Origin of the sequence: Clostridium sp., assembly GCF_018372875.1 — a bacterium.
In the GTDB taxonomy this organism is placed as follows: Bacteria; Bacillota; Clostridia; order Clostridiales; family Clostridiaceae; genus Clostridium.
This window is the reverse complement of record NZ_JAHAIF010000083.1, coordinates 1-12,625: the sequence shown is the minus strand read 5'-3', so window position 1 is coordinate 12,625 and position 12,625 is coordinate 1. Positions and strand designations below refer to the sequence as shown.

Annotated in this window: 11 protein-coding genes; 2 read left to right on the top strand and 9 right to left on the bottom strand. The window is 29.2% G+C overall.

The features are described from left to right. Positions 1 to 160 precede the first annotated feature (160 nt). From KIB46_RS15920 to KIB46_RS15905, 4 genes are read right to left on the bottom strand one after another with little or no spacing between them, the layout of a single operon-like run. Positions 161 to 1,606, bottom strand: coding sequence for a glycoside hydrolase family 1 protein (locus KIB46_RS15920; RefSeq protein ID WP_291673167.1), 1,446 nt, complete (start codon positions 1,604 to 1,606; stop codon positions 161 to 163). A gap of 21 nt (positions 1,607 to 1,627) precedes the next feature. After that, positions 1,628 to 2,833, bottom strand: coding sequence for a pyridoxal phosphate-dependent aminotransferase (locus tag KIB46_RS15915; protein WP_291673165.1), 1,206 nt, complete (start codon positions 2,831 to 2,833; stop codon positions 1,628 to 1,630). A 23-nt stretch (positions 2,834 to 2,856) separates the two neighbouring features. Beyond that, a complete protein-coding gene (locus KIB46_RS15910) occupies positions 2,857 to 4,251 on the bottom strand; it encodes a PTS transporter subunit EIIC (protein ID WP_291673163.1) in 1,395 nt (464 codons plus the stop codon). 2 nt (positions 4,252 to 4,253) lie between these two features. Next, positions 4,254 to 4,631, bottom strand: coding sequence for a RidA family protein (locus KIB46_RS15905; protein WP_291673161.1), 378 nt, complete (start codon positions 4,629 to 4,631; stop codon positions 4,254 to 4,256). Positions 4,632 to 4,807: 176 nt separating this feature from the next. Between KIB46_RS15905 and KIB46_RS15900 the strand changes: the two genes are divergently transcribed. Continuing rightward, positions 4,808 to 5,461 (top strand): PAS domain-containing protein, encoded by a 654-nt coding sequence (locus tag KIB46_RS15900; protein WP_291673159.1) that lies wholly within the window; start codon positions 4,808 to 4,810, stop codon positions 5,459 to 5,461. 396 nt (positions 5,462 to 5,857) lie between these two features. Here the strand turns inward: KIB46_RS15900 and KIB46_RS15895 are convergent, their stop codons facing one another. From KIB46_RS15895 to treC, 5 genes are all read right to left on the bottom strand, one after another. Then, positions 5,858 to 6,313, bottom strand: a complete 456-nt coding sequence (locus KIB46_RS15895; protein WP_291673157.1) for an SPASM domain-containing protein — start codon at positions 6,311 to 6,313, stop codon at positions 5,858 to 5,860. A gap of 130 nt (positions 6,314 to 6,443) precedes the next feature. Beyond that, the gene (locus KIB46_RS15890) at positions 6,444 to 6,965 is read right to left on the bottom strand and encodes a radical SAM protein (protein WP_291673156.1); all 522 of its coding nucleotides are present in this window, start codon (positions 6,963 to 6,965) and stop codon (positions 6,444 to 6,446) included. 15 nt (positions 6,966 to 6,980) lie between these two features. Further along, on the bottom strand, positions 6,981 to 7,766 hold the full coding sequence (locus KIB46_RS15885) for a sulfite exporter TauE/SafE family protein (protein WP_291673154.1): 786 nt from the start codon (positions 7,764 to 7,766) through the stop codon (positions 6,981 to 6,983). A gap of 28 nt (positions 7,767 to 7,794) precedes the next feature. Then, on the bottom strand, positions 7,795 to 9,153 hold the full coding sequence (locus KIB46_RS15880) for a sulfatase (RefSeq protein WP_291673152.1): 1,359 nt from the start codon (positions 9,151 to 9,153) through the stop codon (positions 7,795 to 7,797). A gap of 1 nt (position 9,154) precedes the next feature. Then, complete coding sequence (gene treC / locus KIB46_RS15875) at positions 9,155 to 10,822, bottom strand: alpha,alpha-phosphotrehalase (RefSeq protein WP_291673169.1); 1,668 nt, start codon at positions 10,820 to 10,822, stop codon at positions 9,155 to 9,157. A 257-nt stretch (positions 10,823 to 11,079) separates the two neighbouring features. Here treC and treB point away from each other — a divergent pair, with 257 nt between their 5' ends. Further along, on the top strand, positions 11,080 to 12,519 hold the full coding sequence (gene treB, locus KIB46_RS15870) for a PTS trehalose transporter subunit IIBC (RefSeq protein ID WP_291673150.1): 1,440 nt from the start codon (positions 11,080 to 11,082) through the stop codon (positions 12,517 to 12,519). Positions 12,520 to 12,625 lie beyond the last annotated feature (106 nt).

Genomic DNA, 12,625 nt, shown 5'->3' with positions numbered 1-12,625 from the left:
TTATAAATTCCTTGTGAGCCAAAATTTTAAGTGCATATTTATATAAATATATGTTTTTTTCTTTATATGTTTAAAACAATATATAAAGATTTATTTGTACATAATAAAAGACCAGGAAAATTAACTTCCTGGCCTTCTTTAATTATGATTATTTAATTTACTAATCTAATATTTCGCCATTTGATTCAATACATTTCTTATACCAATAGAAAGAGTCTTTTCTTATTCTCTTTAAAGTCCCATTTCCTAAGTTATCTTTATCAACATATATAAATCCATATCTCTTATCCATTTCACCCGTGGAACAACTTACTAAATCAATTATTCCCCAAGAAGTATATGCAACTAAATCTACTCCATCTGTTATAGCTTCTTGCATTTGCTTTATATGTTCCGCTGTATACTTGATACGATAATCATCATGTACTTTGCCATTAACAACAATATCTTTAGCACCTAATCCATTTTCAGTAATCATTACTGGTACTCTATATCTATCATATACATGATTTAAAGTCCATCTTAATCCCTTAGGATCAATTTGCCAATCCCATTCATTTACTTCTAGATATGGATTTTTTGCCCCTCCCATAATATTTCCTGATGTTTGCATTGTATTAGGATTAGCACTCTTGCAGATTGTCATATAATAACTAAATGTATAAAAATCACATAATCCATTCTTTAGTGCAATTCTATCTTCTTCTGTACAACTTATTTTTATATTATTTTCTTCAAAATATGTTAATGCATAATAAGGATATTCTCCTTTTAACATTACATCTCCACAGAAACAATTACGTATCAAATCTTCTTTTTGTGCTAATAGCATATCATCCGGATGACATGTTAAAGGATATACAGTAATATGACATATCATTGTTCCAAATTGAAATTCAGGATTAACTTCCTTACCTCTTTTAACAGCTATAGCACTTGCAACTAATTGATTGTGCAATGCTTGATATCTCATATTAGGATCATCAACTTGTTTTTCAAAATATACTGTTCCTTCATGGATAATCCCACCATGATTCCAATTACCAAGAGGAACAGTTAAATCATTAATTTCATTAAAAGTTATCCAATACTTTACATAATTTTTATATCTATTAAATAGTACATCACACAATCTTAAATAATGATCTATAACTTCTCTCGATGCCCATCCATTACATTTTGTTACAAATGTATACGGAAGCTCGTTATGATAAATAGTAACTAAAGGTTCAATATTATATTTTTTTAACTCTTTAAAGACATTATCATAAAATACTAATCCTGCTTCATTAGGCTCTTTATCATCCCCATTTGGAAATATTCTAGTCCATGCTATAGACATTCTATACATCTTTATTCCCATTTCCGCAAGTAATTTAATATCTTCTTTGTAATTGTGATAAAAATCAACTGCTTCATGTGATGGATATCTTTCTCCTTCTAGAACACCTTTCGTTATTCGTCGTGGATTATCTTTAGAACCAACAGTCATAACATCTGCTATACTCATACCTTTACCATCTATATCCCATGCACCTTCTATTTGATTAGCAGCAGTTGCTCCTCCCCAATAAAATCCCTTTGGAAATCCTTTTAACTTTCTCATATATTTATTATTCTCCTCCTATTATATCTGCTTACTATACCTTATTAATGCATCTTTTATTCTATATAATGCTTCTACTACTTTTTTATCTTCTTTATAAGTTCCTAGTACTATTCTTAAATAGCCGTCTCCTCCAGCTCCATAATTTGCACCATCATTTAAAAATACTTTAGCTTCCTTTATTAAGTATTTTTGTATTTCTGATGACTTACCTAATTTTGATACATTTATCCACCCTAAAAATCCTGACTCTGGCATTAACATAGATACATTAGGTATTTCATTAATTATTTCATACGCCATTTTTCTTCTATAATCAAATGACTTTTTAAATTTTTCCAAATATGTTGAATCTTTAAATGCTTCAATAACAGCTAATTGTGCTATAGTATTAGTTGCTCCTAGTACATTTACTGCTGCACCATATAGCTTATCCATAATAGTATCGCTAGCAACAATGTATCCTACTCTGAACCCACTTAATCCCATCCCCTTTGATGTAGAAAAAATAGATATTGTCCTTTCAAACATTCCTGGTAATGAAGCCGGAGTAATTAACTCATTTTCATAAGTGAAATCTTCAAAAGCTTGATCACAGATTAATATCAAATCGTTCTCAATAACAAAATTACAGATTAATTCCAAACTTTTTTTATTAAATACAGTCGTAGTTGGGTTATTCGGATGAGTAATTATGAGCATTTTAGTTCTTTTAGTTAAGCACTGCTCTAAATCCCCTTCCTTTAATTGATACCCTTGATCCTCCTTTAGCTCTAAATACTTTGGGATTCCATTTAACAGTTTAGTATTTAATATGTTATTAGGATAACAAGGAGTAGGTATTATTACTTCGTCTCCTTCTTCAATAAATGGCATCATAGAATAGAACAAGCCCGAATCAGATCCAGGTGTAACTAATATATTACGATTAATATCTACCTCTAAATTATTAAATTTTCTTAGTTTTTTAGAGATTTCTAATTTTAATTCATCATTACCTACTGGTGCAGTATAATGTGTTGCCATGTCACCATTAATAGAATTTAATACACTATTCAAAATATGTTCTGGAATACATTTATCTGGAAAAAATGGATCCGCCCATCCCATCAGCGAAACCCCCCTTTTCCCTAACTCTTGATATGAATTACCTACATCTGCTTTTTCTACTTCTGAAAATAACCCACCTTCAATATTTTTAAAAGCCTTATTAAAATTTTTCTCCATTTCTTTCTCCTAATTTCTGTTATTTATACTGTGGTATATTCAACTGGGTTTTCTTCAAATCCTAAAATATATGTTGCAACTGCTGAAACTATGAAAGCAACTGAAAATGCTATTGCAACATACCATACATTTCCTGGATCACCTATAAACATTGGTAATGTTAAAAATGAAGGACCTCCCATTGCATATGATTTTGCATGGAATAAAGCTGCTACTGCTCCCCCTGCCATACCACCAATTATTGCGCTTAAGAATGGTTTTTTTAATCTTAAATTTACACCATATATTGCTGGTTCTGTAACTCCTGATATAGCTGATATAGTAGCACTTGCAGCAACTGTTTTTGTATTTTTATCTTTAGTTTTTAACCAAACACCAAAAGCAGCTCCAGCTTGAGCCATGTTAGCACTACCAGATACAGGACTAATATAATTAAATCCATTACGAGATATTCCATCCACTAAAATAGGAACCATTCCATGTTGCAATCCTGTAACAACCATAGCTGAGTAAACACCACCATAAATTATTCCAGCAAATATTCCTCCCTTTTCAAATAATAAACTTACTCCACTAGCCAAATATTCTCCTAAAACTTGAGCTAAAGGCCCTATTGTAATTAATGCAATAGGAGTTGCAATCAGTAATGTAAATGCTGGAACAATTATTATTTTTAAAGCTTTAGGAGTATATCTATCTAAAAATCTTTCAATATATGAAGCAAACCATACCGTTAAAACTATAGGTAATACACTTCCTGTATATTTAATTATGTTCATAGGTAATCCTATGAATTCTATTTTTGATATTCCCGAAGCCATTAGATCTGTAAAATTAGGATGTAACATTGCAGCTGCTATTGCTACTGCAACATATCCATTCATTTTAAATATTTTTGCTGATGAATATGCTAGTAAGAATGGTAAAAATGTAAAAACTCCATCGCTTATCGTATTTAATACTGTATATGTAGTACTATCATTAACTAATAAATTAGTAGAAACTAATAACGCAAGTATTGCTTTTATTAATCCAGCTCCAGCTAATGCAGGTACTATAGGATTAAATATTCCTGCAATTGTATTTAATATATTTGAAATAGTACTCGCTTTTTCTTTTACATCACTTTTCTCCGTATTAATTTTATTTTCTCTTATATCACCAATCCTATCTACAAATGCTTTATAGACATTTGCTACATCTGGTCCTATAACAACTTGATATTGATCTCCTTTTTTAATTACTCCAAGTACATTATCATTTTTCTTTATATCTTCACTATTTACTCTTGTATCATCTAATACTCTAATTCTCAACCTAGTAATACAATGAGTAACTTCAGAAATATTCTCTTTTCCCCCAATATTTATTAATACGTTTTCAATCAATTCATTATAATTTGTTTTCATTTTAACCATTATTACCTCTCCTTATATGCAATAACTTCAATTTCACATAATGCCTCTTTAGGCAACTTAGATACTTCAATGCAAGATCTTACTGGCTTTGAAATAAAAAATTCTCCATAAATCTCATTAAAATCATTAAAATCGTCCATGTTTTTCAGAAAACAACTTGTCTTAATTACATCCTTAAGTTCTAAATCTACTTCTTCTAATATACTTTTTATATTCTCAATAACCTGCTTGACTTGTCCCTTAATTTTTTGACTTTCAATTGTATTAGTTTGTGGATTAACTGGTATTTGACCCGATACAAACACTAAGTCCCCTACTTGTATTGCCTGTGAGTATGGCCCGATAGCCTTTGGTGCATTTGAACTATGAATAATTCTCATATTATTCCCTCCTTTCTTGTTTCTACTATATACACCTTAATTATACTATGAAATTTATTTTAGTCAATGATATTTTTTTTATTTAATAATTTTATTTTTATTGCATTTTATAGAATTTTTCAAAAAAGTCTTGTATAATTAATTATGCGTTTATTTATAATTCAAGGAGAAAGACAATGAATAATATTTTAATGAATAATTTTTTAATAGAATCATATAAAAAAACCTTACTAGGTTTATCCTCCTACTTGGGAGAGGGATACGAAATTATTTTATATTGCCCTAAAAATAATACTTATTATGTTTCTGAAATAATCAATAAAATGTCTCATAGCTTATCTATTGGGGACATGTGCTCTGATTTTGTATTGAAACTTATAAATAAAATTAAATCTGATGGCACAAAAGATAGCATCTCTTATTTTAGTCGAGATTCCTTAGGTGAGCCTTTAAAATCTTCTTTAATACTCATTCGTGACATAGAAAATAATATAATAGCAGTTATGTCTATTAATTTTTACTTGAATACTCCGTTTACTAGAGTTATGGGAACATTTATACCCGAGCATAATTCTATGCAAAAAAATCCTGTTTTAGATAATAATTTTGATAATACAGATAATCTAATATTATCAGCATATCAATTAGCTAAATATAAGGTAGAAAATGACACTTCAATTCCTACAATTGAAAAAAATAAATCTATAATTTTATTATTATCAAATGAAGGAATCTTTAATATCAAAGATTCAGTTATTAAAGTATCTCAATTAATGAATATATCTAAAAACACAGTATATCTGCATTTACGTAATATAAATAAAAAATAATTAACGTATATATACATAAGTATTATTTATAAACATTCCTATAGACAGATAATACAACTCTATGGAATTTCTTAATTTCATGAGCACTATTTTTTAACTAATTCTAATACATTTTTCATTCCAAATATTAAAGGGGCTGTATCAGATTAAGGTTTTTTACCTTAGGCTGATACAGCCCCTTATTTTTTTATTATAAATTTCAATTTCACTTTTCATGATAAACCTCTTGAGAATTTTATAAATTCCTTGTGAGCCAAAATTTTAAGTGCATATTTATATAAATATATGTTTTTTTCTTTATATGTTTAAAACAATATATAAAGATTTATTTGTAATAAGCAAACAGGAAGAGTTCCTAATTACTCTTCCTGTTTTTAACTCTATTTATATTTAACTTTAATTAGTTTTTCTAATTACAAGTTCTCTAAATCTATCATAGGAGTAATCAAAGAAATTATAGCTAGCCTCACAAAACTTATACCTACTATCTTCTGTGATCTCTCTATGTCTTTTGCATCCTCCTCTACAAAGAGATATATACTTACATTTATTACATTTCACATCAGTAGTTACAGATTTAATTATAAAATTCTTTGTTAACTCCTTTTCATGCATTTTGTGAAAACTCTCATCAAATATATTTCCAATACTATATTTTTCATAAGTATAGAAATCACATGGATATACTCTTCCATCACTTTCAATTATATGTTGGCAAGAACATATTCCTCTCATATCACAAGCCTCATAGTCTTCTCCCAAAAATAAGCCAAGTATATTATCAAAGTATCTTATGCTTACCATATCTCCTTTCGATACATCTTCATACCACATATCAAAAAGCTTCTTCATATAATTTTCATACTGTTTTGAAGTTAATGCAAAATTTAAATTGTTACTATTGCAATCATCTAAAGCTTCAATAAAAGGAATGAATTGAATATAATTAAATTCATTCTTTCTTAAAAACTTATAACAGCTTTCAACTTTTTTTACTTAATGTACTGGTAACTACAACTAAAATATTAAAATCAACATTATGTTTTTTTAATAAAGCTATTCCTTTCATAACATCGTTATAGCTTCCATTGCCAGAATAATTTATTCTGTTTAAATTATGAATTTCTTTACTTCCATCTAGCGATACACCAACTAAGAACTTATTATCATAAAAGAACTTAGTAAACTCTTCTGTTATTAAAGTACCATTAGTTTGAATCATAAAATTAAATTTAGTCTTTTTACTACTTGTAAGTTCTACAAGCTTTTTATAAAAATCCAATCCAATTAGCATAGGCTCTCCACCTTGGAAGCCCATGTTACAAACTCCGCCATCACAGTACTCTTCTATTCTATTTACTATGACATCAAGAGCTTCTTCACTTAAAAATCCATAATCACTTATTTCTCTTTCATCTGCTATAGAATTATAGAAACAATATTTACACTTTAAATTACATTTACTTGATGATGGCTTAATCATAACACTTATATTTCTTTGCATAGGTTTCCTCCAAAACTATATAACCTTTTCTAAAATATTATAAATATTTAAAACTACTAATAATATTAGTACTATATTAAATACTCTCTCTATTGCTTTTTCACTAAAGTTTTTATTAAATCTTGATCCAATAATACCTCCAAGTACTCCTCCTATCATCATTAACGGAAGTACTTCCATACTTATCAATATGGAAAGTCCATCTTGAGAGAATATAGAGACTAACTTTGATAGTTGAGAGAATATTATTGTAATAATTGAATTTACTGCTGCCTCTTTTGTATTCATTGAAAAGAATATAGTTAACATACAAACATTTATGGGACCTCCTCCTATACTTAAGAAGGATGATACAGCTCCCATAAATACACCTATAGACATACATATAAAGCTATTTTCTATTCTATAACTTTTAAACTTATTCTTATTGTTCATATAGTAAAATATAAAGATTAATAGAAAAGCTAGTATTGAATTTTGAGTTATTGTAACCACATCTGAATTTACCTTACTTATTATTAAGCTTAATAACTTTTCTCCAATTAGCCCTCCTAAAACAGATCCAAGACCAAGCAAAACTGTTTTTCTTATTTCAAGTTTAAACTTATATCTTATCTGCTTTATTATTGATACTATAGCCATTGTAAATACTGTCATTGAAGACAATACGCTTATAGTAGCCACATCATAATCTCCCAGAAAGTCTAAAACAGGCTTAATTATTACTCCACCACCAAGTCCAGCCATAGCTCCTATAGTTGTAGCAAGTACCGCAATGGTCAAATATATTATAGAATTCATTTAAACTATACTCCTTATAAATTATAATCTAAGCCTTTTTACTATAATATACTTCTCTTCCCGGATAAGCTCGCCCTTCGCTTATCTCCTTCTCCCATCTAGATGATCCAACTCCACTAATAGGTCCTTTTAAAAGAGGATCATTAGTTTCTATCATCCAATTCTCTACCTTTCTTCTTAGTTCTTCTGCAATATCCTTATATTCCTCATTATTTATTAAATTATTTTCCTCTAAAGGATCAACCCTTAAATCATATAACTCTTCTGGTTCATTAGGAACATAAAATTCATCTCTTACTTCCTTTCCTGATAAACTTAAATGTGAATCAACAGTAATATAAACTTTAGGTCCATCTTCAAAGTTCTTTACATAACTAAAATCATTTGTTCTTATACCTCTCATAGGTCTATATTGATCATGCCATGTCATTTCAGTAAAGAATGATTCTCTTCCTGTATCCTTATCACTTGTTAGAAGTTCAGCAAAACTTTTACCATCAATATTATCTGGAATATCAGCATCAATAAGTTCTAATATTGTAGGCAATAAATCTACATTACATAGAAGAGCTTTTTTCTTAATATTCTTCTTTGTATTATTAGGTAAAAGTATAATTAATGCAGTTTCTAATCCTGCTTCTTTTAACATTCCTTTTGCACCTGGGAAAGCAACACCATGGTCAGTTGTAAAAATAACAATAGTATTTTCATCTAGCTTAGTTTCTTTTAATTTATTATATATCTTACCAATGGCTCTATCTAAAATTTTAGCTGATCCATTGTATAAAGCTACATCTTTTCTTATATTCTCTGTATCAGGTAAAAATTTGAAAACTTCCACATCTTCTATGTTGTCTGCATATGGTTCATATTCATCAAAATCTCTATGAGTTTCAAAGAAACCAACATTTAAATAAAAAGGAACTTCATTATTTCCTTTATGTTCTTCTAAGAATTTAATTACCTCATCTGCTACTTTGGGAGCTCTATCTCCTTTTATTGGCACAAAGTTATCATATCCTAAATCGTATGTTGATGAAAATACTCTATCTTCTATTGGAGGTGCTTCATTTATAGTTTCATGACTTAATCCAATTAATGTAGTCTCATATCCATTCTTTTTTAATTCCTTTGGTAAAGTTGTGTTTTTCCCATCAATACAAAATCCAAGATGAGCCAATCCCATTAATCCATTATTATGAGGGTATAAACCTGTCATAATACTTCCTCTACTTGGACTACACTGTGGTGCAGGGCAAAAATAATTATCAAATTGAATTCCATTTTCAGCTAACTCTTTTATCCATGGTGTTTCAACCTTATATCCATAAGAACTAAATTTTCTTCCACTATCATGTGAAATCATAAATAAAATATTTGGCTTCATATTAATCGTTCCTTTCATTACCACCATAGAAAGCTATAGTTTCATATGGTCTTAACATCAATCTCTTTTCTATATTTCTCTTTTCATAATTACCTATTAGATAGCTGTAATTACAATTCAATAACTCCTCTGGTATGTCAACATATGTATTAGAATCATAAAAATTATTTAATACAATTAGTTTTTCATTTCCTAATTCTCTAACATAACCATATACACTTGGATGTTCTAATAAAATTCCTCTATAAGATCCATCTGAAATAATATCAAGCTTCTTTCTATAGGCTACTAACTCCTTATAGTAATTAAATATTGACCCTTCTTTAAGCTCTTTTTCTACATTTATGTCATTATAATTCTCTGCAACCTTAATCCATGGTTCTCCTAGCGAAAAGCCTGCATTAACTTCATTATTCCATTGCATAGGTGTACGACTATTATCTCTTGATTTAGCCTTTATTATTTCTAAAATCTTGTCATCATCAACATTCATTTCTTTTAATTTTTTATAAGCATTATGTGTTTCTATATCTTTATAATCATCTATATTTGAGAAGTTTGGATTTAACATTCCAATTTCCTCACCTTGGTATATGTAAGGCGTCCCCCTTAATAAATGAATTACTGTTGCTAACATTTTAGCCCCTTCAACCCTATATTTTTCATTAGGACAGAATCTGCTTAATGCTCTTGGTTGATCATGATTATTCCAGAAAGTTGCGTTCCACCCTTCTCCTACTTGAATTCCTTCTTGCCATTGATTTAAAATTTCCTTTAACATTTTAAAATCAAAGGGCATATCAGTCCACTTATCTCCATCTTTATAATCAACTTTTAAATGGTGGAAATTAAATGTCATTGTCAATTCTTTTTCTTTAGGAGAAGAATACTTAATACAGTTATCAATAGTGGTAGAGGACATTTCACCAACAGTTATAATGTTCTCATTTCTACCAAATGTCCTGCTATTTAGTTCCTTTAGGAAGTCATGAACAATTGGTTTGTCCGTATACATTTCCTTACCTACTTCATTATCTGAGTCCAATAAAACTTCATCTTTACCAATTACATTTATAACATCAAACCTAAACCCACTAACTCCTTTATCCATCCAGTAATTAACAACATCAAATAACTCTTCTCTTACTTCTTTATTTCTCCAATTTAAATCTGCTTGAGTAACATCATATAAATGCAAATAGTACTTGTCTGTTTCTCCAAACTTTTCCCAAGCTACTCCTCCAAATTTAGATTCCCAGTTAGTCGGCAATGTATCATTTTCCTTCTTATCTTTTATAAAATAATAATCCTGATACTTTTTTTCTCCCTTTAAAGCTTTTTTAAACCATTCATGCTCTGTAGATGTATGATTTAATACCATATCTAACATTACTTCTATATTACTTTTTTTACACTCTTCTATTAACAAATGAAAATCTTCCATAGTCCCAAATATAGGATCTATACTTTTATAATCAGCTATATCGTACCCATTATCATTTTGTGGGGATACAAAGAATGGATTAATCCATAACATGTCCACTCCCAGTTCTGATAAATATGGTAACTTGCTTATAATACCTTTTAAATCTCCTATTCCATCATTATTAGAATCACAAAATGATTTAGGATATATTTGATAAATAACCTTTTTTCTAAAGTTCATAATTACACCTCCAAGCTAATTTGTCTAGACAACTTCTTTTTATATAATATAACTCCTTTTTCATAAAATCAAGTATATATAAATATTTTTATTTAGAATATAATCACCTTAATCATCTATATAAACCATATTAGCTTACAGGGTGTATTTTTTATACTTTTAAAATTTTTCCATAGAAAACGTTGACAGGATTTTTTCGAAATGTTACAATCATTTTGTAATTTGTCTAGACAACTATCACTTAACGAAGAGGTGTTTTTATGAGTTCTACAAAAAACTTAGCAACAACAAAACAAGATATTAATGATATTATTTCTGCTGTAGGTGGTCTTAGTAACATCGAAGCTGTAACACATTGCGTTACAAGATTAAGATTTATTTTAAAGTCTGAAGACAAGGTAAATGTTAAGGAACTTGAATCAATAGATATAGTTAAAGGTAGCTTTTCATCTAATGGTCAATTCCAAGTTATAATCGGACCTGGTTTAGTAAATAAAGTATATGATTTATTAATTAAAGAAACTGGTCTTCAAGAATCTACAAAGGAAGAAATTAAAAAAGCTTCTGCAAAAAAACTTAATCCACTACAACAATTAATTAAGATATTAGCTGATATCTTCATACCGATTTTACCTGCTATTGTTGCTTCAGGATTGCTAATGGGTATAAACAACATATTAACTAACCCTGGTATCTTCTATGAACAAGCTTTCTTAGATGTTCATACAAGTTGGGCAGGCATTTCTAATATGGTAAACTTAATTGCAAATACATCTTTTTCATTCTTACCAGCACTTATTGGTTGGTCTGCAGTAAAAAGATTTGGTGGTAATCCTTTATTAGGTATCGTATTAGGACTAATCTTAATCAATCCTGCTTTAATGCCTGGTGCTCAATATTCAAAGACACCAGAGGCTGTTACCTACTGGAACATATTAGGATTTAATATAGCAAAGATAGGTTATCAAGGACAAGTAATACCAGTATTATGTTCAGCATTCCTTCTTGCAAAAACAGAAATTTTTCTTAATAAGAAAATACCTGAAATGTTTCAACTTATATTGGTTGCACCTATTACCTTATTAGTTACTGGTTTTATTACTTTTACTGTAATCGGCCCAACAACTATGGCTTTTGCTAATTTCATAACAAACGGTATTATTGGTCTTTTTGATATATCTCCTGTTATTGCAGGCGTTATTTTCGGATTTATTCTTTCTCCACTAGTTATAACTGGTATGCACCATTTATTCTTAGGGGTTAACTTACAAATGATAGGAACTTTAGGATTTGCAACTCTTTGGCCAATTCAAGTTATGGCAAGTCTTGGACAAGGTGCTGCTGCATTAGCTATGTTCTTTATACTTAAAAACAAGAAAACTAAGGGTGTTGCATTAACAGCATCAATATCAGCATGGTTAGGTATAACTGAACCTGCAATATTCGGAATTAATTTACGTTATCGTTTCCCATTCTTAGCTTCATGTATCGGAGCTGGTATTGCAGGAGGTGTTGTTTCATTCTTTAATGTAAAAGCAACTTCTATTGGTATATCAGGTTTACCAGCCTTCTTGTCAATATTTACTTCTCAATGGGGAGTGTACTTTGTAGCAATGGGAATGTCTATAGCTATAACATTCTTACTAACTTATATCTTCTCAAAGAGTAAGTTCTTTAATAAAAGCCTTATAGATAATTAATAAAAAATAGGGGCTGTATCAAAATAAATTTGATACAATCCGATAAAAAGAAAGAAGAGAATTCATGAATTTGAATTCTCTTCTTTCCGTATAATATTAATATGAA